27 protein-coding genes and 5 pseudogenes are annotated in these 25,797 nt (G+C 59.8%); 17 read left to right on the plus strand and 15 right to left on the minus strand.

Features of this window, described 5'->3' with window-relative positions; translation table 11 throughout:
- Nucleotides 1-50 precede the first annotated feature (50 nt).
- A complete protein-coding gene (locus NKI85_RS30985; RefSeq protein WP_352530771.1) occupies nucleotides 51-371 on the minus strand; it encodes a transposase in 321 nt (106 codons plus the stop codon).
- A 174-nt stretch (nucleotides 372-545) separates the two neighbouring features.
- On the opposite strand from NKI85_RS30985, the gene NKI85_RS30990 reads away from it, so the two are divergent.
- Nucleotides 546-683 carry a hypothetical protein gene (locus NKI85_RS30990; RefSeq protein WP_352530773.1) on the plus strand — a complete coding sequence of 46 codons (138 nt, stop codon included), beginning with the start codon at nucleotides 546-548 and terminating at the stop codon, nucleotides 681-683.
- A gap of 343 nt (nucleotides 684-1,026) precedes the next feature.
- On the opposite strand, the gene NKI85_RS30995 is transcribed toward NKI85_RS30990, so the two are convergent.
- Nucleotides 1,027-1,452 (minus strand): YidB family protein, encoded by a 426-nt coding sequence (locus NKI85_RS30995; protein ID WP_352530775.1) that lies wholly within the window; start codon nucleotides 1,450-1,452, stop codon nucleotides 1,027-1,029.
- Between the two features lie 511 nt (nucleotides 1,453-1,963).
- A complete protein-coding gene (locus tag NKI85_RS31000; protein WP_352779893.1) occupies nucleotides 1,964-2,152 on the minus strand; it encodes a hypothetical protein in 189 nt (62 codons plus the stop codon).
- 1,535 nt (nucleotides 2,153-3,687) lie between these two features.
- Between NKI85_RS31000 and NKI85_RS31005 the strand changes: the two genes are divergently transcribed.
- The 3 genes and pseudogenes from NKI85_RS31005 (at nucleotide 3,688) to NKI85_RS38005 (ending at nucleotide 5,288) form a co-directional block, all read left to right on the plus strand.
- Entirely contained in the window at nucleotides 3,688-3,999 is a 312-nt protein-coding gene (locus NKI85_RS31005; RefSeq protein ID WP_352530779.1) for a PilZ domain-containing protein, read from the plus strand.
- Between the two features lie 380 nt (nucleotides 4,000-4,379).
- Nucleotides 4,380-4,562 (plus strand): hypothetical protein, encoded by a 183-nt coding sequence (locus NKI85_RS31010; RefSeq protein ID WP_352779895.1) that lies wholly within the window; start codon nucleotides 4,380-4,382, stop codon nucleotides 4,560-4,562.
- A 66-nt stretch (nucleotides 4,563-4,628) separates the two neighbouring features.
- A pseudogene (locus tag NKI85_RS38005) lies at nucleotides 4,629-5,288 on the plus strand (SOS response-associated peptidase).
- A 175-nt stretch (nucleotides 5,289-5,463) separates the two neighbouring features.
- Here NKI85_RS38005 and NKI85_RS31020 read toward each other — a convergent pair.
- From NKI85_RS31020 to NKI85_RS31045, 6 genes and pseudogenes are all read right to left on the minus strand, one after another.
- A complete protein-coding gene (locus tag NKI85_RS31020; RefSeq protein WP_352530783.1) occupies nucleotides 5,464-5,670 on the minus strand; it encodes a hypothetical protein in 207 nt (68 codons plus the stop codon).
- Between the two features lie 1,304 nt (nucleotides 5,671-6,974).
- Entirely contained in the window at nucleotides 6,975-7,823 is an 849-nt protein-coding gene (nadE, locus tag NKI85_RS31025; protein WP_352779897.1) for an NAD(+) synthase, read from the minus strand.
- Between the two features lie 20 nt (nucleotides 7,824-7,843).
- The gene (locus tag NKI85_RS31030; RefSeq protein WP_352530787.1) at nucleotides 7,844-8,467 is read right to left on the minus strand and encodes a cysteine hydrolase family protein; all 624 of its coding nucleotides are present in this window, start codon (nucleotides 8,465-8,467) and stop codon (nucleotides 7,844-7,846) included.
- Complete coding sequence (locus tag NKI85_RS31035) at nucleotides 8,464-9,006, minus strand: inorganic diphosphatase (protein ID WP_352530789.1); 543 nt, start codon at nucleotides 9,004-9,006, stop codon at nucleotides 8,464-8,466. The genes NKI85_RS31030 and NKI85_RS31035 overlap by 4 nt, the downstream gene beginning before the upstream one ends.
- 17 nt (nucleotides 9,007-9,023) lie before the next feature.
- Nucleotides 9,024-9,799: pseudogene (gene xth, locus NKI85_RS31040) on the minus strand (exodeoxyribonuclease III).
- A gap of 123 nt (nucleotides 9,800-9,922) precedes the next feature.
- Nucleotides 9,923-10,105: a DUF3606 domain-containing protein gene (locus NKI85_RS31045; RefSeq protein WP_352779900.1), complete on the minus strand. Its 183-nt coding sequence runs from the start codon at nucleotides 10,103-10,105 to the stop codon at nucleotides 9,923-9,925.
- A 366-nt stretch (nucleotides 10,106-10,471) separates the two neighbouring features.
- Here NKI85_RS31045 and NKI85_RS31050 point away from each other — a divergent pair, with 366 nt between their 5' ends.
- Both NKI85_RS31050 and NKI85_RS31055 read left to right on the plus strand, forming a co-directional pair.
- Entirely contained in the window at nucleotides 10,472-10,729 is a 258-nt protein-coding gene (locus tag NKI85_RS31050; protein ID WP_352779902.1) for a hypothetical protein, read from the plus strand.
- A complete protein-coding gene (locus NKI85_RS31055) occupies nucleotides 10,726-10,878 on the plus strand; it encodes a hypothetical protein (RefSeq protein WP_352779904.1) in 153 nt (50 codons plus the stop codon). Before NKI85_RS31050 ends, NKI85_RS31055 begins: the two co-directional genes overlap by 4 nt.
- A gap of 280 nt (nucleotides 10,879-11,158) precedes the next feature.
- Here the strand turns inward: NKI85_RS31055 and NKI85_RS31060 are convergent, their stop codons facing one another.
- From NKI85_RS31060 to NKI85_RS31080, 5 genes and pseudogenes are all read right to left on the minus strand, one after another.
- Nucleotides 11,159-11,293, minus strand: coding sequence for a hypothetical protein (locus NKI85_RS31060; RefSeq protein WP_352779906.1), 135 nt, complete (start codon nucleotides 11,291-11,293; stop codon nucleotides 11,159-11,161).
- A 50-nt stretch (nucleotides 11,294-11,343) separates the two neighbouring features.
- Nucleotides 11,344-11,616 carry a type II toxin-antitoxin system RelE/ParE family toxin gene (locus NKI85_RS31065; RefSeq protein WP_352779922.1) on the minus strand — a complete coding sequence of 91 codons (273 nt, stop codon included), beginning with the start codon at nucleotides 11,614-11,616 and terminating at the stop codon, nucleotides 11,344-11,346.
- Complete coding sequence (locus NKI85_RS31070) at nucleotides 11,516-11,920, minus strand: ribbon-helix-helix domain-containing protein (protein ID WP_352779908.1); 405 nt, start codon at nucleotides 11,918-11,920, stop codon at nucleotides 11,516-11,518. Before NKI85_RS31070 ends, NKI85_RS31065 begins: the two co-directional genes overlap by 101 nt.
- A 109-nt stretch (nucleotides 11,921-12,029) precedes the next feature.
- Nucleotides 12,030-12,914, minus strand: coding sequence for a hypothetical protein (locus tag NKI85_RS31075; RefSeq protein ID WP_352530799.1), 885 nt, complete (start codon nucleotides 12,912-12,914; stop codon nucleotides 12,030-12,032).
- Between the two features lie 489 nt (nucleotides 12,915-13,403).
- A pseudogene (locus tag NKI85_RS31080) lies at nucleotides 13,404-13,882 on the minus strand (site-specific integrase); the annotation flags it as partial.
- A gap of 134 nt (nucleotides 13,883-14,016) precedes the next feature.
- Between NKI85_RS31080 and NKI85_RS31085 the strand changes: the two are divergent.
- The gene (locus NKI85_RS31085) at nucleotides 14,017-14,310 is read left to right on the plus strand and encodes a hypothetical protein (protein WP_352779910.1); all 294 of its coding nucleotides are present in this window, start codon (nucleotides 14,017-14,019) and stop codon (nucleotides 14,308-14,310) included.
- A gap of 51 nt (nucleotides 14,311-14,361) precedes the next feature.
- On the opposite strand, the gene NKI85_RS31090 is transcribed toward NKI85_RS31085, so the two are convergent.
- Complete coding sequence (locus NKI85_RS31090; RefSeq protein ID WP_352779912.1) at nucleotides 14,362-14,664, minus strand: hypothetical protein; 303 nt, start codon at nucleotides 14,662-14,664, stop codon at nucleotides 14,362-14,364.
- Nucleotides 14,665-14,895: 231 nt separating this feature from the next.
- On the opposite strand from NKI85_RS31090, the gene NKI85_RS31095 reads away from it, so the two are divergent.
- From NKI85_RS31095 to NKI85_RS31140, 10 genes and pseudogenes are all read left to right on the plus strand, one after another.
- Nucleotides 14,896-16,032, plus strand: a complete 1,137-nt coding sequence (locus NKI85_RS31095; RefSeq protein ID WP_352779913.1) for a helix-turn-helix domain-containing protein — start codon at nucleotides 14,896-14,898, stop codon at nucleotides 16,030-16,032.
- A 410-nt stretch (nucleotides 16,033-16,442) separates the two neighbouring features.
- Nucleotides 16,443-18,092 (plus strand): putative bifunctional diguanylate cyclase/phosphodiesterase, encoded by a 1,650-nt coding sequence (locus NKI85_RS31100; protein ID WP_352779915.1) that lies wholly within the window; start codon nucleotides 16,443-16,445, stop codon nucleotides 18,090-18,092.
- Between the two features lie 177 nt (nucleotides 18,093-18,269).
- Nucleotides 18,270-18,791: a ubiquinone biosynthesis methyltransferase UbiE gene (locus tag NKI85_RS31105; RefSeq protein ID WP_352528557.1), complete on the plus strand. Its 522-nt coding sequence runs from the start codon at nucleotides 18,270-18,272 to the stop codon at nucleotides 18,789-18,791.
- Nucleotides 18,788-19,966, plus strand: a complete 1,179-nt coding sequence (locus tag NKI85_RS31110) for a methyltransferase domain-containing protein (RefSeq protein ID WP_352779917.1) — start codon at nucleotides 18,788-18,790, stop codon at nucleotides 19,964-19,966. Before NKI85_RS31105 ends, NKI85_RS31110 begins: the two co-directional genes overlap by 4 nt.
- Nucleotides 19,963-22,329: a SpoIIE family protein phosphatase gene (locus tag NKI85_RS31115; RefSeq protein ID WP_352528553.1), complete on the plus strand. Its 2,367-nt coding sequence runs from the start codon at nucleotides 19,963-19,965 to the stop codon at nucleotides 22,327-22,329. Before NKI85_RS31110 ends, NKI85_RS31115 begins: the two co-directional genes overlap by 4 nt.
- Nucleotides 22,330-22,331: 2 nt before the next feature.
- Nucleotides 22,332-22,892 carry a slr1658 superfamily regulator gene (locus NKI85_RS31120; protein WP_352528551.1) on the plus strand — a complete coding sequence of 187 codons (561 nt, stop codon included), beginning with the start codon at nucleotides 22,332-22,334 and terminating at the stop codon, nucleotides 22,890-22,892.
- 18 nt (nucleotides 22,893-22,910) lie between these two features.
- Complete coding sequence (locus NKI85_RS31125; RefSeq protein WP_352528549.1) at nucleotides 22,911-23,249, plus strand: slr1659 superfamily regulator; 339 nt, start codon at nucleotides 22,911-22,913, stop codon at nucleotides 23,247-23,249.
- A gap of 95 nt (nucleotides 23,250-23,344) precedes the next feature.
- The gene (locus tag NKI85_RS31130; protein ID WP_352779920.1) at nucleotides 23,345-24,178 is read left to right on the plus strand and encodes an ATP-dependent DNA ligase; all 834 of its coding nucleotides are present in this window, start codon (nucleotides 23,345-23,347) and stop codon (nucleotides 24,176-24,178) included.
- Between the two features lie 72 nt (nucleotides 24,179-24,250).
- Nucleotides 24,251-25,331 (plus strand): annotated as a pseudogene (locus tag NKI85_RS31135) (YhjD/YihY/BrkB family envelope integrity protein).
- Nucleotides 25,332-25,499: 168 nt separating this feature from the next.
- Nucleotides 25,500-25,797, plus strand: a pseudogene (locus tag NKI85_RS31140) (hypothetical protein); the annotation flags it as partial.

The raw sequence follows: 25,797 nt of genomic DNA on the forward strand, positions 1-25,797 counted from the left end.
TTTGCCAATGGCGCTGCAGACGGCGTGGGTGGTGCGTCTGGCGGCCTTTCTCAGCAGGTGCATGAGTTTGGCAAGAGCATCTCGATCGGATTCAGGTCTGGCGAGCATTTCGGCAGGAAGAAGAGCTTGGCGCCGGCTTCGTTGACGGCGTGCCGGACGGCCTTGCCCCTCGTGTGAGACGGAATTGTCGTTGACGAGGATGTCGCCCGGCTTGAGGGTGGGCAAGAGCACCTTCTCGAAGAGAGCCGGAAGCCATTGATCGGCCCGCCGATGAGCATGGGGCGGCGACCCGGTCCACTGCGCCCGCCGACGCGCCACGTCGGACCGATCTTTGCGCGCGCCCGCTGGATGATGACGAACGCTATCGACATCTTCTCGCCGGCGGCGCTCCGAATTGAGCTGGTGCTTTACCACACCCGCAGTCATAAGGAACGCGACGGCCTTTCCGCTCATTGATTGCTTTTCGATCGAGCCGCCGTCATGCCCTCCACCTCGATACGCAAAACAGAATACGATCCGGACAGAAAATCCTCTCGGTGTGGTTCGTGGCCAGCGGCAAACTGAACGAGTCTGAGGGCGTACCGCCGGAAACCTTTGCCGAATTCAAAGCCGCTTTCGCCAAAGTGCGCTGCTTTAACGACCACATCCGAAACCATCCGGTACCGTCTGGTTGCGAGCGATAGCGGCCCAGGATGATCCGACCTGCCGGTGACCGAATTTGTCCTTGTCGCTCCAACCGTCGGTTGGTGGACGCATTGCCGGTGATGCGCCTAAGGTTCCCGGACGGTCCGCGCGCACCGGGCAAGCCCACCCCCGCATCCCCCCTGCCTGGTGCAAAGGCGCTCGATCGGTCCCGCCGTCCTGGCATGTGCGGCGGGACTTTTTGCGATCGACCTTGGAACACCGCCTCGCGGTGAAGGCCAGCAACTTCCCCTCACACGATTGCTGCCAGCTCGGTGTCCCCGAAGCCGGCGTCCCCTGGGGGACACGGGCCTTTTATTTTCAGCCTGCTTTGTCGCAGTGGCGCTAAGTACGACCAGCTCCTGGTACCTCGTCCAAGAGATTTGGACCGTTGCCGGCGGGCATCTGCCCGTCGGGCGTAAGCTTGTCTACCGCCTCGGGCAATTCTCTTGTGAGCCGGTCGACGAGTTCTTCATGGGACAATCCGGTTTGCTCAGCCAAATCGCTCAACGTTTGCGGGTCAATTGCTTTCTCAACCTGATCGCGCTGAACGGGCCGGTTGGATCCTTTTCCTATCCAAGAATCTACCTGATCGCCCGCACCCGCATTTCTGAGACGGTCCAGGATGTCGCCGAGGCCGCCAGGGGAGCCAGCGCTAGTGTTGGGATCTGTCGATTTCCTACCAGCGATCAACTCGCCAATCTTGTCCTTATTCTTGTAGGCAAGCAGGCCCAGCAACGCTATGGCGACCTTTCCTATATCAAGGCTCATTTCGCATCTCCTTCTATGAGGATGGGACAAGGCAGGCGGCTTGGAAAGGTTCCACGGTTGTGCTGCTGGGCCGATATTCGGTTTGATTTTAGCCGGACGATTGCGGCTTCTCGGCTCGTTTCTGGCTAGACTTCAGCATCCGTGCCTCCGCAAAGTCTACGCAACGCTTCGCTGCTGGACTTCTGGCATCAGGATTAGGGTGACACCGGCCATGCCGCGCATGATCCTTCGGCGAAGCCGCCTAGGCTTACCGCAAAGCAGAGTTGAGTTGTCGCAACGCCCCCTGGGCGGCCGATAGCCTGTGCTTTTCGAAGATTGCTAGCTTCTGCTGATAAGTGATCCGCACCTTGGCGTTGCACCCGTGGCATCTGAAGTGCGCGATCGCTCTTAGTGCAGAGCCTTTCCTTACTGCCGGATGCGAGCAATCCGGACAATTGAATGTGAGCGCAACATTAGACAAGTCTTTGGCTAAACCCATTTTCATCCCCTTCGCAAGGAGGTGTTGACACCCTCAGTCCTTTGCCTCGTCACGGTCTTGCATGGAGCCATCGATTTCAACTACCGGGTAGAAAGCCCGGCGCAGTTGCCGGTCGGCCATTTCTTTGGCGAGGCCCACCAGGGCATCGACCTCTTGCAGCTGGTCCAGGTGACCGCCATCGGCGACGCCCTTCGGATCCTCATCAATTGGACAGAGGTTCATCGCAAAGTTTCGGCAATAGACGGTTTCTTGACCACGCCTGCATCTCCAGCATCTCAACCCTCAAGACGAGCAAGCGCTCCGGCCGAAGTATGTTGAGGCAAAGTCGACATTCAACCGTGAACACGCCGTGCTGCCTCAAAGGTGCCCTGCAATGGGTCAATACGTCTGGCATCGCAATTGCATGGTCAGGTGTGGGGGAATGGGGTGGAGGCCCGTCGCTTCGCAAATGCAGCGGCGGGTCTTCTACATACAGGTCGGTCGCGGCCTACGCGCTGCCGTTCGTCTCGCTTTCCTCATCAGTCGCTCGGACTGGCAGATAACGTTGGTTTCGAGCCACTCGCGCAGCACAACCTGAATGAGGTCCAACCGTCCAATATTTATTTCTCCGCGATGGAGTTGAGAGCGTCCTCGTCGCGGGCTCCAGCGGCACGCCGGAGACGTTTCTAAGCATCAATGCAGCGCACGCAGGATGACTTGCAGATCGGCGCACGATATATCTGCGACGCGACCGGGGGCGCTTTCAAGCTCTTCGGCAGCAGATAGGCGGGTCGTTCAGAGGGCCGCGCAGCGCCCGCGCCAGCGCCCACCACGACGTGCGGAAGTCTCTTCCCCCCGCTTATGGGACAGCGGCCGCGGAAACGCTCGGTGGTGAGGCTCTATAGTCGCGATTTCGCTCACCGGTTGCATCCCGGCCTCGAACGTTATTATTGACCCTAGCGTTCCCGGGGGGAGGTGGATGAGTATCATCCAAAGGGTCGGTCCAGTTCTAGAACAGGCGATTGCCGCAATCGTCAACAGGGCGGACCGGGGGGACACCGTCTCCGTCAAAGTCGCATTATACCACGTTCGGCAGTCTGCGCCTGATTTGACAGTATGCGACGACCATCTAACCGAGGCTATCCTCGAAGTCGCCGCGGCCCTTGACCTGTTCGTGGCTTTCGATAATCGCGAGTAGCCGATCCATCGAGCGCGAGCCAGTGGCGGTTTGAGAGGAACGGCCCGACAGCCAATCGGGGTTACCATCGGCCGCCGGGCCTAACTAGCGGGCAATTGGGTCGTTCGCCGGCTGGGCGAGTTATAGGCCATCTCTTGCATCATTGCTAATTTAGTAAGCTGATTATGTTTCGTTGCCCCTGGCCGCCGGATCTCACGATCCAGACTCGGGTTCCGTGCGTAGGTGGGCAGGCGCCGGCACCGGCCGGCTGGAGTTCATTGAGCCTTGATGCCGACCCCGGTCGAGAAGCCGCCCGAGGGCGACGCCTGGATTCACGAGGTGGAGTTCGACGGCTACGGGGGGCCTGTCTGCCGGTAGATCAGCATTTAGGTCGGCGTCGACCAGAAGCTTGGAAACCGTGTTGATCGACACGCCGGCAACGCGGGACCTTTGCTAGATCATTGCCTATTTCTGCGCGACCCGACAGATTTCACCCGAGCATGCCCTGTGTCACGTAACAGGGCAACATGACCCATCCATTGCTGTGCGCCTGTGTTCGGTTATACCTAGGAGTGAACTCAGCTGATCTGACATATTATCGATGGCAAACACCGCGAATCCACTTGATGAGAATTCCGACGAGCATCGGCGCGAGCGCCGCCAACGTGTGCTAAAGGGCGGGACGATCATCACCGGGATCCAGAATTCCGAGATCAGCTGCACCTTGCGCAATCAGCATCAGGGGGGCGCCGAGCTGAAGGTCGCGCCCGAAGCCCGGGTTCCCGATCGCTTCTTGCTCTACGTGTCGGTCGATGGAGTTGCCTATCGATCGGAGGTTCGCTGGCGTCGCAACGACCGCATCGGCGTCAAATTCACCGGCACCGAGCCGAAACCGAAACTTCACTACGGCTGACCGACCGCAAGATGAAGTCAGAACTTTTCTGGCACTCGCCAATTATTTTTCATGTGCCAAACAGCACAAGTTGCACCGCCCATTCTCTCCGAGGACAGCCCGGACAGGGACGTGAACTGCGCAGTCGTCCTTGAAACCGCTTTCACGGCTCTTGTGTCCTCTTGCATCGAGCAAGGCTGGACGGCTGAAGAGACTGCCACCGCATTTTTCAACTTCGCCAAGAAACACCTTGAACAGCTCAAGGCGACGACATCGACTTAAGTTCGCGTAGCTGTGCGCTGTTTTGACATTTCGATATCGCGGTGTCGGATTATTTGCATGCAAACGAGTTTTGCGACGCTATCCTCCCCATCCTCAACGCAAGATTCTGGGAGGAATGTATGGCTCCGCATGAGCGACATGCCGTTGAAATCGTCAGAGACAAAGAGTGGTCGGTTCGCGTGACGGTCGATGGCACCACGACCACCGTCCCTTTTACATCTGAGAGCTACGCGCGCTCGTTTGCAGATGGTCAGGCGTTCCGGCTGGGCGTTCAGGTGGCGGAGCTTAAGAAGGCAGCCTAGCTGCGCGGTTGGCCCAAAGCAGCACGACCCAAACCACACACCCAGGGCGACGCGACCCGGCACAATATACTCGTCAAACGCCCCTTCAAGTTCGCTCGTGCAGGCGATATCGCCCGGCTGGACAACAGCTTCCCGGTCTGGAACCGCGCGCCAAGCCTGACCTACTCGATCCTCGCGCGCGAGGAACTGATGACCGGCACCGCGCGCGCGGGCCCCTTGTGCCCGGCTGGGCGCGCGACGGCAGCGGAGGCCCGCCGCGCGTCAATGCGCGGGCGAGACCATCGCCACCAATGGCCTGTTCAAGAAGGCCTACGCGTCACGGCGCTGCCTGGTGCCGATCGACGGTTATTTCGAATGGCGTAAGCTCGACCCGTCCGACAAGAAGAAGCAGCCCTATGCCATCGCCATGAGGTCGGGCGAGCCGTTCGCGCTTGCCGGCATCTGGGAAGAGTATGGCGACAGGGCAACGGGCGAGCTGGTCCGCACCTCCTGCATCGTCGCCTGCGAGCCGAACTCCCTGATGGCGACCATCCAGACCGCAAGCCGGTCATCCTGGCGCCGGCCGACTATATGCGCTGGCTCGGCCCTGAACAGGATCCTCGCGACCTGTTGAAGGCCTACCCTCCGATGTGGCCGATCGACAGCAAGGTCGGCAGCCCGCGCAACAACACTCCCGACATCATCGACGAGATCGGCGTCGGGCCAAAAGACCTGTTCGACGTCTAGTCACAGGAAGCGCTCACCCTCGTCGCGATGTTCAAACAGAACCAATGAGGCGGCTGCCTCGGCTTGGCGAACCCCCATCCTGCATCCTTACCGCAGTTGGGATGCTCGCACCCGTGGCGCTGAATGCAGAGGCGCGTTTGACGATAGCAGAACGAAGTGGCTGGCGCCCGATTCACTAACCGCGCGGTTTGGCCTTCGGTTCTGGCGAGCTTTCCGACGGGTTTGCAGCCAAATTTGCAGTTCGCCGATCTTTTAGCCACAGCGACCTTCTTCTTGCCAGTAAATCGTGGCGATCGTCTTCAGCGGTCGCTCGGCTCTGCGTCGCAGCAATGGCATAGTCGGCTCTGTTGGTTCGATAGTCTTCTTGTTTTTGCACAGTCATCGTTTGCTCCCAGTTCGTGCCCCTCTTTTGCCCTGCCGGGGAGATTAACTGCCGGCGCATTCCGCGAGTCAATCGATTAAATGATGCACTCTGCAGTCGCGCCTACATCTCAGGGTTTTCGATGAGTGCCGGCTTAGCCGTCGGGCAGGTTTGGGGGCGGGCGAAGGGGATGTCTTGAGCCTCACGCAGGCCCCACCTCCGTTCTCCGGGACGAACACCACCCCAGGGCGTTCCAGGGCCTCCAAGTTTCGAACCGTCGATAATATGTCTCGGCGCCGCCGCGCGATAGCGAACGAGACGGCGCGATCCTCATCGTGGGCTTCGTGCCGCCAGCTAGCCGGATCCCCTCGGTGCGGTCGCGATCACTCTTCCGAATCTTGACGGCTCCGGCGTCGAATTTAAAGCTCGTCTGCCCCTCCATCTTCGATCCAGCAAAGTCGATGCGGCGAACACCTATCACCAAGGATGGCGACGCGTCCTGAAGCGTGCAGGTGTCCCGCATATCGGGACGCACGGCGCGCCTCGACGGACATTGCCAATTCGCGGCCTGCCGTTGAGGATCGGAGCCCAACTTCCTTTTCGAGCCGAAACGCGTTGCGTTTCACGAGCAGCGTCGATGCTTCGCTGCGATCCTGGAGTTCGCCTTTGATAGCGCTAATCCAGCTGGTAAACCCCTCGCGGGGGTGGTCAGTCCCGCGTCCGCTTGTTAGGCTGCCCTGTTGAACCGTCTCGGGGTCACGAACTGGCTCCGTCAATGAATGACCCTTGTCCGTCTTACGGAATTTCATCGTCGCGGCTTTGTACGCCTTCCTTGTTGTCGCCGCTTCCGCGGCGCGGCTGTGCTGAAATTGGTGGTGCTTGTCTGGTGCGGGCTTCTGTATAGACCTAGCGCTTTGCGGTACCCCTCGTTCAAGGCTGGTCGTTGCCATGCTTAAGCCGCTACCTGATCAGGATGTCGCCGACGAGGCGCTGACGTCTTCGATCCTGGACACGACCATTCGACGCTGCAGCCGACCTGGTGCGGGCGTTGGATGACCACAAAAGGCTATCGGTACTTCTTGCCGGAGCGCGCCGCACTGAGCTTCTGGGAAGCGGCGGCCGTCAGATCATTCTCGCGTGGAATGACTCGGCTCGGCGATCGGCCCGACATGAAGCTAACAGCTTTTGGCGCCCGCCTCGGAGTTTGTGGACTCCTCGCACCGGCGATAATCATAAGGGCATCGCTGGTTGTGAGCGACGAACATGCCTTCGCCTCGCTACGCGGTGGGCTGCGGCGAGCACGTCGGCCGTGTGTCATGAGACAATTATTGGCGATGCGGTAATGGCGAATTAGTCACGGCAATGGCTGTGACCGGAAGCGCTCGCTTATGCGCTGTGCTGGAATGCACATGAAGTATGCGCGTGCGCGCCGCTTCGTCGATCTCTCGGCCTTCGAGGAAGTCGTCGATCTGATCGTACGTGACACCATATGCATCTTCGTCCGGTCGAAGCGGAACGAGGTTCTCCAGATCGGCGGTCGGGATCTTGTCAATAAGTTCAGACGGAGCGCCCAGATGCGCTGCCAAGGCGCGAACCCTGCGCTTGTTCAACCCGGAAAGCGGAAGAATGTCGGCGGCACCGTCGCCGAACTTGGTGAAGAAGCCCATCAATGCCTCAGCCGCATGGTCGGTGCCGATGACCAGCCCTCGGGTGACACCGGCGAGCGCGAACTGGGCGATCATGCGCTGACGCGCCTTGATGTTACCAAGCAAGAAATCCTCGCGGCCAGCATCACCGAGCTCGAGACCAGCCAGCTTGATCGAATCCAGCATCGCGTCGGCAGCCGGCTTGATGTCGACCCGGTGCACTTCATCCGCCCCTATGGTGTCCAAAGCCCACTGGGCGTCATGTTCGTCCGCCTGGATGCCGTACGGGAGACGAACGGCCAGGAATCTGGCATCGTACCCCATCATTCGCAGTTCCTCGACGGCGCGTTGAGCCAGAAGGGCCGCGGCGAGTGAATCCACTCCGCCGCTGATCCCCAGCACATAGGCACTGAGGCCCGATTCACGCAGATAGGTGCTGAGAAGGTCCATGCGCCGGCGCCCTTCCAGCGCGACATCAAAACTCGGAGTGACGCCCAACGCGTCGATAATCATTTCCTGTTCTGTCATGCCCAGAGGTCCTCCTGATGTCACAACATTTCGTCCAGCCGCGCGGCCAGGAGGTCGGCGGTGGTCACCGTCTCGACCTGCATGCCGTAGCGGCTCTCGTAGATCGCGAGCATGGCATCGTGGGTCGAGTCAGCTCCCGAACATACCGCGTCGGCGACGATGACCACCCGGTAGCCGAGATCGATCGCTCCCATCACAGAGGCGAGCACGCAAACCTCCGTCTCCGCGCCCGACACGATAAGTGAATCAATGCCCGCAGACCGCAGCCGAGCATGCAGTGACCCGTGCCAAGCGGACATGACGGGTTTGTCCTCCAGCAAGGCGGGCGGCACGAACCGCGCCAGTTCTGGAACAAGATCGATCAGCTGAGGATCAAGCCGATCGCGGGTCATTGTCTCCCACTTTTGATAGTACCGTCGCCAGGCGCCGCCGACGTCATCGGGAGATTGAGGGGGAATAAACCGGGTGAAGATCGTCCGCGCCGGGTCAAGTTCGACGAGGGCGACGACATTGGGCAATACACGCTCCATCCACGGCGTGTGCCATTCCGTCGCCTCGGCAAACATCCGTTGCATGTCGACACAGAGGTGAACCCAGCGCTCACGAAGCGGTCCAAACCTCAGGCCTTCGTCTAATTTCGTCAAGGCCGGACCGCTTCCCTGATAATGCTCTGCGCCTCGGACTTGTCCAGATGACCCACGATCTTCGCTGCCTTGCCAACGGCGGCTTGGCAGGCGACGAAAAAGTCCTCAACGTCATTGACCTTGTCCGGTGGCATGTCGACGAATTCATATGGTGGATCATCCTGGTGCAGCAGGAGCGGCACTGCCATCAGGCGGTTGTTGCGTTTAGCGGGTCCCACGCTCGACTTCTGCGTCGCGGTCCCCCCGAGGACGCGGCACCGCAGCAGTGAGCCTATCGCTAGATCGGCATCCGTCGGCAGCAACACATCCGGTGGATCGCCTTCGTCAGCTTGCGTCGGATGGAGGAAGCGGAACGAAAATGGGAACGCGAAATCCAAAGTGAGCAGTTTCTTGGCTCGCAACACTCCCGTCTCAGCATCGTGGGCGTTCTGCGTCCGGCTTTCTTGGGGCGTCTCAACCGCAAAGTTGTAGCCGCCGGCCGCGTAGAGAGAGATATTGTCGATTGACTCGTTCATTTCGGGATAATCCGGTTCGACCATCTCGTGTTCCTCGTGGTTCAATTGAGCTCGATCCAGGCCGGCGCATGGTCGCTTGGCTTCTCCCACCCGCGAAGCTCGACATCCACGCCGGCATTACGCAGCCGGTCGGAAAGAGAGGGGCTCACCAAGAGATGGTCCATGCGCAGGCCGGAACTCCGATCGTAGCCGCCCCGGTAGGAGAAATTCCAATATGTGTAGATGCCCTTCTCCGGATGGATGCGCCGGACGGCATCGATCCAGCCACCTTCGAGCATTTTGGCATAGGCCTGCCGGCTTTCCGGGAAATAGACCGCATCGCCCAGCCATCGCCTCGGCACCACGGCGTCGATCGGGGTTGGAACGACGTTATAGTCGCCGCAAAGAACGCTTGGTGCCCCAACTTCAAGCAAATGCTGGCCGTAGCTGATGAGACGATCGAACCAGCGCAGCTTGTAGTCGAACTTTAGGCCAGGCGCTGGATTGCCATTGGGCAGGTAGAGACAGCCCACGACGACCCCATCCACCTCGGCCTCGATATAGCGGCTGTGCGTATCGTCAGGATCGCCAGGCAGGCCGCGTCGGCGTTCCACCGGCTCGATTCCGCGAGCGAGGATTGCCACACCGTTATAGGATTTCTGACCGTGCCAGATGGCACCGTAACCCGCCTCTCTGATCGCATCGGCAGGGAACTTCGCGTCGGACGTTTTCAGTTCCTGAAGGCAAACGATGTCGCAGTCGGTTGGCGCAACCACTTCAGGAGCACAGGCAGCCGGCCGTTGACGCCGTTCACATTGAAGGTGGCGATGCGGGTCATGTGCATGCCCCCTCATGAGATACTGGCGGCAACTGGCGCGCAGGGCGGCGTGACCTATCCCGCTGCGCTGAACCCCCAGCTCTTGGTATCGCCAACTTCGCCGGCATCCTGTGCGGCCGAGGCTCACTTCTTGCCCAGCTCGTCTTCGACCTTCTTGCGACTGTTGCCGACCGACTTCACCGCCGATTTGACGTCAGCTTTGCTGGCGCCGGTTTTGCCCGCCTCGTACTTCATTTCATGATCCTGCCCACCAGCGACCCTGGCACGGTCCTGATTGCGTCCACGTGTTGTTCCAGTGTTTGCCATTTCTTCCTCCGAGGATTACCGTTCCAGTCCCAACAACGCAGCCGGACTCTTCCGGTTCAATCCTTCGACACGCGGGCCATGGAACCGAATCCAGGCAGGGTTTGTTGAATCAGCCCATATATTCGAGGCCCTCAGTCGACCAGGCGCTCACCGACGACGACCCCGAGCTCGCCGCCAGCCTGGTCGACTTGGCCGACCAGCTGCACACCCCCTGCCCGCCAGCCTGCGCGACCGCGTCGCGCGGCGCAGGCCACCGACCTCGGCCGGGTCGCCAGGGATACCTGGCACGGCGCCGCCACCGGCGACGCGACAACCCCCGCTGGCCTGGATGGCGCCCTGGTCACCGATGCATCCGGCATCTGCAACGTGGGCGACCTGATCCACGAAGGCCGCGCCTATCTCGACGGCGCCGCCTATGACCCAGTCATCCTCGGCCTCGCCGCCGTCGGGCTCACCATCACGGTCGCCACGGTGACCACCCTCGGTGCCACCACGCCGGCACGCGTCGGCGCCACGGTTCTCAAGGCGCCAGCAAGGGCGGCCGGCTGTCGAAGCCGCTGCGCGGCGAATTGGTGCGGCTCGCCGGCGACGCCGTCGATGGCGAGGCGCTGCGCGCCACGGTGACCCTCGCCACGGCCGGCGATCTCGCCGCCGCCCGCGCCACGCTCAAGGGCGTGCTGCGCCCTGCCCCGTTGGCCACCCTGCGCACCGCCGCCGCCGACCTCGGCTCGTCGCCAAGGCGCAAGGCTGCCGCGTCACGGCGGATGTTCTGAAGCTGTCGACATCCACGGCGGACATGGGCCGGTTCACGCGCCTGTCGGCGCGGTTTGGCAACGGGTTCCGGGACCTCCTCGCCGCGCTCGGCGCATTGGCGCTGACGCTCGCCGGCCTGACCGTCACGCTCACCAGTTAGCTGGCTGGCCTCGGCCGTGCTGTGGGTGCTGGCCCTGCTCTACTTCAGCTGGCGGCTCCTGCGCCGGCCGTGGCGGTGAGCTACCCCGTGGGCGGCTGTCTGGCCCCACACTCCCGAGGATATTGTTAGGACGGTTAGGATCAGGTTTTCGGAGGTGTCATGGCGCGGAGACGGGCCGGCAGGCGGGCGATCGGCTCGCCGATCGGCACGCCCGGCCGGGGGTCGCTAAGGCTGGCACGCTGCATGGCCTCAACGAGACGGGTGTGGATCCGCATCGTCGACGCTCGAGCCGGCTTCAGCGGCCGGCACCTGACCACGTGCGCTGTCAGTCGGCTTCGCCGGCATGGTACAGGGCCTCGTAGTCGCGGCCGCCGTAAAACACGTTGGTGATCTCGACGCTGTCGGTCAAGCGATAGGCAATGATGGCCGTAGGTTCGAACGGAAGGGTGCGCAGCCCCGGCTCCAGGTCATCGCGCGGCCGGCCGCCGTTCGGCGCGTCACCGATTTTGCGGCAGCGCGCCATTATCCGCTGCACAAAGCCAGCCGCCACGGCATCGCTCTGGCTGGCCTCGGCAATGACGCGGTAAACCCCCTGCAGGTCGGCAAGGGCCTGCGGCCGGTGCGTTAGCGCGCCGCACCGCGCGGCGCTTTGCTCTCGCTGGCATGAAGCGGGCCATTTCCGCTTCCGCTTCGTCTGCCGTCAGGCTAGGGCGCGGGTCATCAATGGACGCCCGGATGCGGGCCCGCAGCACCTCGTTCACGGCCTGCTCCTCGCGATCGAGGGCGCAAAACGCCACGCGTATGACTTCACTGGCGGAGTCGTAGGCGCCCGACGCCAGCCGCACGTCAACGCTCTGCTGCTGCTTGCCGAGGGTCACGGTGATGGGTTTGCTGGTTCTCATAGTCTGCCCTTTCCTTCCTCCCCCTAAAGCACATGGCATGACAGTGTCATCGCCCGACCGAAGAGTCCGTGTGTTGCGGCCGCCCTAACGCCGGATGTGAGCGCCGCATCTATCGCTCGCGACTTCGCCTGCTACGCTCCCGACTGCGGGCTTTTCGACGGGCAACTCTAAGTTCGGCAAGCGTCGGCCTCCACCAGCCCCTGAAGCGTTCGGTTGGCCCGGCGGCAACCCGAGCGGGCCATGCGCTCACAAGCTCGGCCAGCGTAGCCGAACGCCACCTGCCCCAAACGAAGTCGCCGTTCGGAGGCATTGCGTGGGGATAGAAGGCGGCTGCGTCGGATAGCTCAACCAGTTCACCGGAAATTTCATCGAAGACGACAATCCCGTACTGCTCGGTTGCGACTGCGCGGCCCAGGGTAGGTAGATCTTGAGCTGGCAACGGATAGCGATGACGCCGGCGTTCAGCAGCCCGCTTTTGTGCGGCTTTATATGCTTCGGTGTTCCTGGCGGCCGCACGTCGCCGTTTCCTTTCCTCCGGTTCGGCATGCTGCGCAGCCTTTTCGATGCTTGGCCATCGGCGCCGGAGCTCTTCATATGAGCGGAATGGAACTTTCCAGGCCCGCAACTCATCGTCCCAACTCGCCCACGGAACGGCGCGCAATTCTTCAAGCACTGTCCTCGAATACGGCGTGCGAATGCGTAGGTCCTCCACGATCTCCAGATACCGACTCGAAATAGGGTCGAAGGCGAAGGCATCGCGTCCCTTGCTATCGTCATGGGGCGCCCGTAACGCTGCCTCCTGCGCCAGCCAGCGATCGATCCGCCGAGCTGCCGTCTTGCCGGGTACGAACCAGCTCCTGCGCTCGTCGCTCCATCTGGCACGCGGAAAAGCTTGCTGAAACCGCTCGACCGCCATTCGATCGAACGAAAAGCGGGCTTCAGCACCACGTGCCTCCTGTTTCTGTGGCGCGGGACGAGCGTCGGATTCCGTCATAGTGCATCGATCGAGTTCGCTGCACGGAACGCGGCGCCGGCCCAAAAAGTTCACCAGTCTGACAGGCTCCGCGGAATATGGCGCCTGAACTGATGTCCAATGCTCAAGATCCGCGCAGTGAAACTTTCCCCACGCTCGCAGTTAAGGAGAGCCGAGAGGATGAACGATGTCTAAACCAGATGGGAGAGCGGCTTGCGGCCGTGCGGCCATAAAAGCTCGTTCGCGGCATAAAAGGCAGGACGCGGAAGTGAAACATGTCGCCGAGACGCACGATCTGTCGCCAGCCCAGGCGCGAGAATTGGTGCGTCGGTATGGAAACGACTGGCGAAAGATTGGCGAGGAGCCAAGCCCTACAAAGACGACTGACAACTCCCCCATTGCCGGCATAATGCAAGGATCAACATCTGAGCCTTCCATGCTCAAATCGCCAAGGGTTGTTGAGAACCTCGGATGACCCGCATCGCAACCTTCAACTTGAACGCCGTGAACGGTCGCCTTGTAGATGATCGAAGCCTTGGTAGCGAAGCGAATGCCTGCCGTGCTGCGCGGCGAAGACCAATCGGGCAAACCCACTCATCGACCAAACGGGCATACTGTCTTGTGCTCATGTGGGCTGAATGATCGATTCTACACGGAAATGCGTAGTCGTCGATCGTCCCGCTACGCCGTCCGAGCCACGCAAACAAGCTCGCGCCCGCATCCGCCATCAGTTCGATTGAACAGGTCGTCCGGTCTTTTGCTGGATCACGATCGCACGCGTTCGAATTTCCGGCCCAACAACCAGGCTGCCGATCTTAATCTTAACGAGGTCGCAGCCGCGCAACTTGCTGTCGATCGCGAGATCGAACAACGCTCCATCCTCGATCAAGGAAGAACCGGATGGCCCATATCTGCCGAGGCCTCAGCGCTCGTTTCGCGCCAACCTTCTTGCCTGCATTCCAAGCTCGTCGCTCCTGCACCCGAAGCAAATCTCAACCAGTGGAGGGAGTGGGATTGGAACCGCCGTGAACACTCGTGGGATTCATGCGACGCGCCTTAGTTTATTGCTTTTATCCATCTCGTTGCACTAAAATCGCTGCGCACTTTTGGGCGACATGTACCAATGCCCGCTTCCCGCAGCCTTTTGCCGACGAGACCTGACCGCCTCCAGCAGTTCGCGCTCGCTGGTGTGAACATTTCGAAAAATGGCCACAACCATCACCGCCAAGGTTTCGGCATCGGGGTCCAAAGGGTCGAGATTCTCATCCGCGCAGACCTGATCGAACACGCGTCCGCAAATAGCCAGATCGTGAGGGCTCAGGCAGGTGCGATTGAAACGCCGACGCAGCATCTGGGCGAACCTTTCAGGGCCTGCCGTCCGTGTTTTGCGGCGGGCTTTTTACTGATGAACCGCTGACCCGATGGAATGCTTAAGTCATAATTTCGTCCACAGTGGATTGTAATCAGTTTACCTGCTGCCTGATGATTGCTCTGTTAAGAGTCCCAAAATCAACGCGCACTCGCGGGCTTTATACTGCCCAGAAGTCATAAGTTGGCGGTAGTCTTGCCGCTTGTGTTCCGGGACGTGAAATCCGCGCCGAAATTCCGCCACCTCTTTTGGAGTTCGAGTGCAACCGAGTTTACTGGCCGCGACCTTCAAACTCCCCAGTGAGCATCCGATTTTTGCCGCAATGTCTTTCAACGGTTCGTTGTTACCATACCCATCAAGAATTATCTTGCGACGACCTTCGCTGTTGAGCTTTGTGTTCATTTCAGCAGTCCCCTCAACTATGCTTTCCCGATGCCCGATTCTATACGCACCAGGTTGAAGAGTGTCGTTAGCTTCGCATCCAGAAACTTATCTCGGCATGCATTTCTGACTGTAATCCAGCGTGAGCGCCATTTCAGTCGCCTCGAGTCGGCCAGTCTTGCCAGATGCCTGAGGTACACCACATGATTGAGAGGGACATGGGCATACCCGAATCGGATATGACACCACGCGATGGATGCTAAAAGGCAAGAGGAGGCGCTTGCGAGGCAGGCGCTGGAGCGTGATCGACGTCGTTGGCCGCGCGAGGCTCAACCTTACAATGAGGGTGCCCCGTCACTTGCGCCGGCGCTCGAACCTTTGCCCTTTTCAACGCTCGAACTGGCGCCAGAGGATCAATTCGGCGCTTGGCAGGCGCATATGGCACCGCTCGTCGAGGTCAGGTTGCCGGATCACAAATCGCTCGACGATGGCTTTCCCGCCGACCACACGGCTTGGAACCTCGGCGGCATGCTGATCGTTCAACAGCGCGCACCGGCACATAGTTATATGCGTTCTGCCGCGAAGCTTCGGTCCAGCTCGATCGATCACTGGTATATCGCCTTGCCACGTACTGGCCGATCGTGGACGGAGGTCGATCGCCGCGTAGCGGAGAACCAGCCGGGCAAATTGGAGATCAGATCGCTTGGCTACCCGTTTCGCGGGAGGACAACGGACTCCGAAAGTCTCTTTCTCTATTTGCCGCGCGATTTGTTCGCCGATGCGGCGGCAACCCTGGACGCCAAGAACAATTCAGTTCTGTCCGGCAACTTTGCCAACCTCTTGCTCGACTATGTCAACAGCATCGAAGCAAGACTGCGCAGCCTCACGGCTGACGATCTGCCCCGCATCGTGCACGCAACACGCAGTATGATCATTGCCTGCGTCGCGCCTCCGGCGGAACAGGCTGCGGCCGCCGAACAATTGACGAGTGTCGCGCTAATGGAGCGAGCGCGTCGATACGTCCACCACAATCTGGATGCGGCTCATTTGACACCGGATTCAATGTGCCGGGCGCTCGGCGTCTCGCGCTCTCGTCTCTATCAGTTGTTCGAACCAAGCGGTGGTGTTCTCCATTACATACAAAGTCGCCGCCTTCTGGCAGCCCATGTTGCGCTAAGCGATCCGGCGGACAGCCGCCGCATTGTTGAAATTGCTGAAGCCTTTGGGTTTAGTTCAGCGGCTAATTTCAGCCGGGCATTCAGCAAGGAATTCGGTTACAGCCCCCGCGAAGGCCGCAGCACTGTGGTGTTGCCGCGCCCCGCCAACTCTGTTTCGCTTGCCGGACAGGAGAAAGCCTCTTCCTTTGAAGGTTGGCTCAAAGCGCTCTGAAGCTGAGTACAGGATCGGCGATGCTGATGGGGCGGGCTCAAAACAGGCTTGCCGGGGCGGGGAAGGCCACGCCGCACAATATCTTCGTGTCGCGTCCACCGCGCCATCAATCACATAGCTCATTCCCGCCAATTCGCGATTTATTAATGAACTGTGACTGTTCGTCGTTGCCGATAATTTGCCGCCAATCACGGCGGAGCATACATTGCAACTACGCTGCATGCGGCGCTTGTTAAAACTGCGATTTGAAAGTTTGCTAAGGTTGACAGTTATGCTATTTCTAAACTGGGGGCGCGAATTTGCACCGCCTATGGAGGTGGCTCTTGCGCCCACAGGCATCAGGCACGGAGAGTGAGGGGCCTTCCTCGAGCGATGCTCCACGTGCCGGCGATGGGGTTCTCGCAGACGTTTTGGCGAACACGACCGAACTTTTGTCGATCTATGACCGCGACTTCCGCCTGACGCACTACGCAACCAGGTTCAAGGGTGTGTACGGAGGCGCGGTGGCGCTGGGCGCCGCCATCTGGGAGATCTATCCGAGCTTTCTCGATGCGAGGTATCGCGACGATTTTCTTCGTGTGTTCCAGGGCGGCTCTCCGGCGCGCATCGACTTGCCGCCATCATCAGGCGAAGCGCCCCGGTCCGTTTTCGTCTTCGCCACTGCAAATGGTGTGGGAATCATCGAATCAAGGGAGCACGGCGGGCGGAGCGCTGCGGAGGAGCAAGAGCATGTAATTCTGCTCCATCAGGCGACGCACGACGTGCTGACCGGACTGCAGAATCGGCGGCAATTTGGCGAGCGGCTGCAGCAAGCACTGGCGGCCCTGGGCGGACCAAAGCCTAAAGCCGCCCTGTTGCAAATCGACCTTGACGATTTCAAAGCGGTCAACGACACGCTCGGCCATGGAGCAGGTGATACGCTTCTTCAGCTCGCAGCGGGTCGTATCCGCGACGCGCTGCAGGACGGAGAATCCGCGTATCGGTATGCCGGCGATGAGTTCGCTGTCATCCAATTGGGAAAGGCGCAGCCAGCAGAGGCTGAGCGCCTCGCCGGATCGCTAGTCGACGCGTTCAAGGAGCCGTTCGTCATCAACGGCATCCCCATCTTCGTCGGCTCGAGTATCGGAATTGCCTTCGGCCCGGAGCACGGGACGGATGGCGAGCAGCTGATGAAAGCCGCTGACATTGCTCTTTACGCAGCCAAGACAGATGGACGCGGCTGCGCTCGAACATTCAACCGTTCGATGCTGCTCTTGCTCGAGCAACGCGAGAATCTGAGGCGAAGCCTTCGAACCGCGCTGGAGCGGGGCGAACTTTATCTGGAGTATCAACCGCTCAATCGGCCTCCCTCGTCGGTGATCGGTTTCGAAGCGCTACTACGGTGGCGACACCCCGAGATCGGAATCATTCCTCCCAGCGTTTTCATACCGATCGCCGAAGCCGACGGTCTGATGGACGAGATCGGACGATGGGTGCTCGAGGAAGCCTGTCGCCAGGCATTGACGTGGCCTTCCTCGCTGACGGTCGCAGTGAACCTGTCGCCGGCTCAGTTCCTTAGCGGTTCGCTGACGGATACGGTTGCTCAGATCATCGACTCAGTTGGAATCCGGTCCGACCGACTTGAACTCGAGATAACCGAGACGGTCCTTCTTGAGAAGACGATCGACAATATCGACACGTTAAATACTCTGAACGTCTTGGGGATACGAATATCGCTAGACGATTTTGGAACATACTATTCATCGTTGAGCTACCTTAAGAACTTTCCCTTCGACACCTTGAAGATCGATCGGTACTTCATCGCGGACCTGGAGACCGATCTCAAAAGCCAGACCATCGTGCGATCGATCCTGAGTCTGGCGCACGGCCTGGGAATAAGCGTCACCGCCGAGGGGGTCGAGACGTCGGCACAGGCACGGTGGCTGATCAAGGAGAATTGCGATTGCCTGCAAGGGAATTTCCTGGGACGCCCGCTCGGAGCCGAGGCAACCAGCGATTTCATCAGGCGGTCCCCGCTGAGGGTGGTACGAGCGATGGAGGAATCAAATCGGGCGGTCTAGCGCCTTGCACCCTTTGTTAACGGCGAAGTGGAGATTTGTAGAAACGATCGAGGCAGATACCGCGCAATTTTTGGAGTCGGTGAGAGACTGAGTCATAACGGAGCGCGGTGAAATTTTCCGCCTCGGAGGTCATCGCGCCACCAGGGGTCAATACTGATAGAACAAGGGAGGATGCCGATGGGACCTGTTCATCATGATCTGGCTGGCGGGCCGACTTTTGAGCCCATGATCCAGATCGACATGGAAATCAAAGCTTTCGTCTCCGCTTGGAGACACTGCGATTATGTCTCGACATACATGGCCCGGATGATCAGTCAAAACAGGTCAGACTCGGTCCGGCATTCAAATCTCTTTTCCTCTGCCTTCAACGAATTGCTGGAAGTCGCCTTTCGTACGCGCCATGCCGACGGCGAACTGGCATGCAGGGTGTCTCGCCACGGCGCCACGGACAGGATCGAGTTGACGTTTCCTTGCCTGCCAGAAGAGCGCCAGTTCTACGAAGAAGCCGTGTCGCAAGTCGCAGGGTTCGAGGCCAGGGAGCGATACCTTAATTCTGTGTCTGGGGATCTCGCGCCCAGCCGGGAAATCGTACTCTTGGAACTGGCTGTCGACTACAACGCGACACTCAGGGTCGAGGAAGCCGATGGTGAAGCAATCAAGCTTGTCGTGGATCTTCCGCTTGAAGGCCTGCAAAATTGAGCCCTTACGACCTTCTCCCACGCTTCAAGGCGCAATACGACGCGAACAATCAGGAGTTCTCCATATCGGGGGTGGTCCGGCCTCAGGCGATCGATGAGCTTGGGCCCAGCATAGCATTGCTTCGCGATGCGATCGACCGTGTGCGCGGCGTTCTCTACGTCAATGTCAGACGCCTGACGCAGATGAACAACGCTGCGTTTCACACCTTTTCGAGGATCATCATTGACGCCTGTCGCGCTCGACCCGATCTCAAATTCGTCGTCATCACGTCAAGCGTCGTCGGATGGACCTCGCGAAAATTCGGTCGCTTGAGCCAAATCGAACCGAACATCACGGTCGAGGAGTATGACAGCGAATTTTATCCAGGGCAGCGCTTCCTCGAGGAAGGCGGGTTCGTACCGATCCTGCGCTCACAAACAAAGATGACCTGGCGCCACGAGCGCGCAATCTTGCCGCGACACGGCATGAGCCCCGGGATCGTCATGGCCGACATCTGTTGCGGGATCGGTGATTTCGCTGTGCTCGTGCAGAAGGAGTTCCAGCCATCGCGGATCGTCGCCCTCGACCACTCCATATCAAGCCTGGACTATGCTCGACGGGTGATGCGGGAGTTCGATATCCGGGGCATCGAATATACCTATGGCGATGCGTCGGAAATGCTGCTCGACGAAGCGCAGTTCGACTTGGTGACCTGCCGACATTCCCTTCAAATCTTCAATCGACCTGCACTAATCCTCAAGGAGCTCTACCGCATATGCAAGCCAGGCGGGCGGGTCTACATCACCAACGAGAAGAATTCGCATTGCCTCGGCGAGCCGCGCGCCGAAAGCATTCGTTGGACCTACAACGAGGTGGCAAAGCTATTCGGGCATTTCGAGATGGACGTCGAGCTTGGGCCCAAGAGCCGGAGATACCTGATCGAAGCCGGATTCGAAGACATCCGTGTCGAGACCTTCATGGTCACTAACCTCGACGGCGATCCGCAGGATTTCGCCGATGTCATCGCGGCCTGGGCGGATATCTATGCGGGCGAGATGGCGAGCAAACGCGGCGACTGTCCGGAGTTCGTAGCACGGTTCCGGCAGGGCTTCCTGGACCACATTTTCGCTGCGCTCCACCCCAAGGGTTATGCGGGTTGGCCGATCTGGGTCGCATCCGGGAGACGGCCGCAATGAAAGCCGACAATGCGCCTGCACCGCGCTTCGGCCTGCGCTCCTTTCGAGCGAAATTCGTATTGGTCGTTGGCGGCGCCGTACTGTTCGACCTCCTGCTGAGCGGTGGTCTGGCGCTTTGGAACGTTCAAAAGCTGTCGCGCGACGCCACATCGGAAGTCGGTGAGGGCCTGACGACCGCAAACGAGGAATACATTCGTTCCTATGCCGAGTCGACGGCGTTGAGCGTCGACCTGCTGCTCGATCGGGTTCATGGGGACGTCAAGGCGCTGACCGGCGTGCTGCAGGCCCAGATCGACGATCCGGGGAGACAGCAACAGGTCGGAGCGACGCTTTCGCATGAGGCGCCCGGCTCGGTGAAGGTCGTCTACGACGCGCAGGGCGATTGGGCGCAGAATCTGCCGGGCGCGCCTTCCGTCGTAAGCGTCTGGGGCTACCTGTTGGGTGCCGACCACAGTCCGCTGCCGAGCGTTCAGCAGGAAATAGAAAACAGTACCGTCATCGATCTCGTCGCGCCGACTCTCATGGCCAACGGGTCGTCCAAACTGCAGATGTACTATATTGGTCCGAAAGAACGGCCGATCTTCAGAACGGTACCGTATACGGACCAGGCACAGACCTTCGACCGACTCTATCCAGGCCACAACAAGGCGGAATTCTGGGAGTTCTTCTTTCCGGGAATCTATGGTTCATGGCAGCAATGGGCCAGGGATCCAGCCTCACGTCCGGTCCCTGACGATATTACACAAACAGCGCCTTACACCGATGCAATCACGGGAAAGCTGATCGTCAGCTTTTTCCATCCGCTGTGGACGCGCGATCGCAGCGGTATCGCCGGTACGGCGGGGGCAGACATCACTCTCGATCAGCTTGCGGAAGTGGTCGAACGTGTGAAGATCGCTGAAACCGGGTTTGGCTTCCTCACGATGTCGACTGGCAACGTGGTCGCGATCAATCCGTCGGGCCAGACGATCATCGGCCTGACTTCATCAAGCGATGCGGGCACGCAGGGCGTCACGGGCCTGGAGAGGTCCCTGCGGGGAAGTACGCAGCCGGCTATCGCGTCACTACCTCTCGACCAGAACAATGACGGTGTCATTCAGCATATCATGCTCGACAACAAGGGCGAACGCGTACCCTACATCGTTGTCCTCAAGCGATTGAAGCCGACCAATCTGTGGAGTTCGGGACCGATCAAGTCCGAAACGATGTCGGTCGGGATCGTCGTTCCCGAACGGGAGATCTATGCGTCCCTGTTCGCCGCGCAGGAGAGTATTTCTCGCGCAACCAATCGTATCCTGCTTTTTCAGATCGGTGCGATCGTCGTTTCGCTTCTGATTGTTTTTGCGGCCGTGCTCGGAATTTCGAAGAGGATCACTGCGGGCCTCAGGGCGCTTGCCAGCGCCGCCCAACGGCTCCAGTCCAAAGATTATTCAGTCCGCGTGAGCATTCCGACGCGCGACGAGGTTGGAGCGGCAGGGATCGCTTTCAACCGGATGGCTGAGCAGATCAGCTTTCACACGGAAAATCTCGAGCAACTCGTCGACGACCGAACCAGAGAGCTCGGGGACGCAAATCAGGAGATATCCGCGCTCAACGAAAAGTTGAGGGACGAGAACGTCCGCCTCGGTGCCGAGCTCGCAGTTGCCAGGCAGATCCAGATGATGGTCCTGCCGAAACCATTCGAACTCGAAGCGATTCCGGGGCTGGAGATCGCAGCCTACATGCGGCCGGCCGACGAGGTCGGCGGTGACTACTACGATGTCCTCCAGAACGGGCCACGGGTCAAGATCGGCATCGGCGACGTGACCGGTCATGGTCTCGAGAGCGGCGTGCTGATGCTAATGGTGCAATCCGTTGCACGCGCGCTGCAGGAAACCAACGAAAGGGATCCGCACCAGTTTCTGGATCGGCTGAACAGAGCGATCTACAAGAACATACAGCGGACGAACACCGATAAGCATCTCTCGCTGGCCTTTCTTGACTTTGAGGATGAGCGGGTGACGCTATCCGGCCAGCATGAGGACGTTCTCGTCGTGCGTGCGGATGGGGAAGTCGAACGCATCGATACGCTTGATCTGGGTCTGCCGGTTGGTCTGGAGAATGACATCTCGCAGTTCATTGCCACGCGTGACATCCTGTTCGGGAGTGGCGACGTGATCGTGCTGCACACCGACGGTGTGACCGAGGCGGAAGACCAAGACAGAAGACTGTTCGGGTTCGAGCGCCTGTGCCAGAGCGCGCGAAAACGTCATGGCAGGAGCGCCGAGGAAATCAAAACCGGGATCATCGAGGATCTGATGAGCCATATCGGAATCCAGAAGATCCACGACGACATCACCCTCGTGATCATAAGGCACACATAGGAATGACAGCGCTGTTCGGTACCCCTGATATTGCAATCGGAATGAAGGAGAGTGGCAGTCGCGTGCGGCTGTTCGACGGACCTCTCGACTTGAGTTGGCGTCATTGTGCTACGACCTCGGACTTCATCGCCGATCTTTTCGCGTTGCGCTTTCAGTCGTCCCGCAATGACTACATGGAAGTGCGGCACAGCATTGGATATCTGGTCAACGAGCTCATCGAAAATGCCGTCAAGTTTCGCGCACCGGGTGAGATCGTGATCGAGGCGTCGATGGATGCGCAGTGCTTCAAGCTCAAGGTGTCGAATGACGTCGATGGTGAAAGCGCGTCTGAGTTCCAAAGTCTCCTAGCGGACATCACGGTTGGCGACCCCAGAGACCTGCTGATACAGCGAATTGAAGCGAATGCTGCCAACCCCGACGTGGCAGGCTCCGGACTCGGATTGCTGACGTTGATGAGCGACTATGGCGCACGCCTGGCTTGGATATTCAGCTCCGCGGACGAAAGCCATCGGATTTGCCTGGAGACATATGCCTCCATTCCGATCTCGCAAATTCACGATTAGAGGAAACGAAGCCAGGCTATGGAAATCAGGACAGACGACTACCGCGTGTGGATTGAAGGAAGCGAGATTTTTTTCGACGGTGCAATGCGGCTTGCCAGCTCCGAGGCCAGTGCGCCCATCACGGCTTTGGCGACCAGTGTTCTTGCCTCAAATCCCTCTTCCATTACGCTCAATTTGAAGGACCTTCACTTTCTCAACTCTTCTGGCATCAACCTGCTGGCGAAATTTACCATCGAAGTGCGCAAACATCCCGATGTTCGACTCGTCGTGCGTGGAACGCCCGACATACCCTGGCAATCGAAATCATTGCCGAATCTGAAGAAACTGCATCCCGCTCTGGTGCTTTTGATGGACTAACCAGGTCCCGAAATTTGCCAGGGGACTGCGTGGGCTTGCGGCAACCCGAGATAGTATAGGTCAGCCGGGGACGATGCGGGAGCCCCGCACCGATAGTGAGAACGGTGCAGGAGCGCGGCGCCTACAGCGAATATGTACACCAGGATAAGTATTTGGATGCCAAGCTAACGACAATCCGGCCTCGTGCGCAGATGCTCGCAATGGCTCGGCGGGGGCTCGGCACAGGCGGCAGACGTCCAAGTTGGGGGGAGTCGGGCTGCCTGTGCCGATCAGCCGCCGCGCGACCAAAGGTGGCGTCATTGAGTAAGCGTGCCAAGGTGAACGGCGGCCAGCTGGAGTTCATTCCGCCGCAGATCCCGACTCGGGTCACGGAGCCGCCCGAAGATGAGGGATGGGTTCACGAGGTCAACCTTGACGGCTACCGAACGCAGATCATCATCGATAAAGGCGGCGTGCGTCTGTACAGCAAGAACGGCCGTGACTGGACCACGAAATACTGGCCCATCGCGCTGGCTGTCGAGCTGCCATGCCGGGCTGCCATTCTCGACGGCGAGGTCATTGTAACCGACGAGAGGGGCGCTCCCGATTTCTCTGCGCTGGAAGCCGCGATCTGGAACGAGCCGAGCCGGCTGGTATTCGTCGCGTTCGACATCCTCCATCTCGACGGTCGCAATCTTGCCCCCTTGCCCCTGCTGCAGCGCAAACAGGAGCTGTGGCAACTGGTTGAGCCTGGCGTCGGCAAGATTCAGTACAGCGAGCATTTCGAGGGCGATGCGCTAGCGATCTTCCGCGCCATCGAGAAGATAGGGCTTGAGGGCATCATCTCGAAGCGCGCCGATAGCCGCTACAGGAGCGGGCAATCGAAAACATGGCTGAAGGCCAAATATTTCGAGGAAGCCGATTCTGAGCATCGACGACAGCTTCTGTGAAGATCCTATGGGGATGGAAGGCGACCAGCGCTCTGCCAGAGTGAAGTCGCCAAACATCACCTGGAGGTCAGCATGCAAGCCAACACCACCAAAGCCGCGGCCGCTATCCGCGTCGATCTTGCCGCAATATTTGTCTCGTTAGAACTGTCTCGTTCAAAATGGCTCGTGACTTCGCGTTCGCCAGGTGGGGGCGAAAGAATGTCGAGACACCTCGTGTCGGGGGCGACATTCCGGGTTTGCTCGATCACTTCGCAGAGCTGCAACGAAAGGCGGAAGTGCGGACAGGGCAGCGTTTCCGGGTGATATCAATCCAGGAAGCTGGTCTGGATGGATTCTGGATACATCGGGTCCTCAAACGCGAAGGCATCGAGAGTTATGTCGTCGACCCGGCATCCATTGCCACATCGCGTCGCCGCCGGCGGGCCAAGACCGACAGGATTGACGGGGAAGCACTGGTTCGAGCGTTGTTGGCCTACAACCGCGGCGAGCCTCGGGTTTGCGCGTGTTGCGAGTGCCAACGCCGGAGGAGGAAGACCGTCGCCGGTTGGTGCGGGAGCGGAAGGCGCTGACGAACGAGCGGATCAGGCACGTCAACAGGATAAAGGGCCTTTTGTTCAGCCAAGGTGTGTCCGGATACGAACCGTTGAAAGGCGATCGACGCAAATGCCTCGACGCGCTCATTACCGGAGATGGGCGTCCGCTGCCGCCAGCGCTCATGGCGCAGATCAGCCGCGAGCTTGATCGCATCGAGTTGCTCATGGTCGGCGTCAGGATCACGCTGATTTACCGCTACGGGCCCAGCCGTGAAAGGGCAAAGTGGAAATGGGCGTCATGGGGCGCCTTCCTCGCGGCTGTGGTCTGGATCGCAGTCTCGATAGGATTCTCCTATTATCTTGAAAACTTCGCCAACTACAACGCGACGTATGGAGCCCTTGGGGCAGTCATCGGCTTGATGATGTGGACCTGGATCTCCGTGGTTATCCTGGTTGTAGGTGCGGAGCTGAATTCCGAGATGGAGCATCAGACAGCGATGGACACCACCACAGGTGCGCAGCAGCCGATGGGTGCGCGAGGTGCCACGGTCGCCGACACGCTGGGCGGATCGGCCGATGCCGCCGACCAGCAGTCGCGTTTGGACGAGCGCAACGCGTAGCTCGCCGATCACTTTGCCTTTCCGCGCAACTTCGCTTGGCGCCAATGGCGGCGCTAGATGGCCGCCATCTTTCCAATAAATTCTCGAGCGATGCGAGGTCTTGTAGGGCCGCCGCCTCTAATTCGCTGCTGCACTGCCGTGCTGCCCTCGAGGACTCCACATCGACGCGTGGCCCAGCAACGGCTCAAGGCGCTGGTCGCCCGGCTTGCCCAGGTGACTGGCGATTTCACCATCCAGAAGCAATGCAAAACCGCCGTCGCCGATGCCGAAATCCTCGCCAGCCTCGACGAGGTCATGTTCTGCTCAAGCGGTTGCGGCGGATGGAGTCGGCGCGCAACCCTCTACGGCGGCGACCGTTCTCCGGGGCGCGATGCAGCGCTGCTTGACCCGACGAAAGACGCTGCGCGCGTGCGCGCCATGTATACGCATCCCAGCTTCATCCGCCGAGGCGTGGGGCGCCTAATCC

The organism is Mesorhizobium sp. M0571 (assembly GCF_040320985.1).
Lineage (GTDB): Bacteria > Pseudomonadota > Alphaproteobacteria > Rhizobiales > Rhizobiaceae > Mesorhizobium.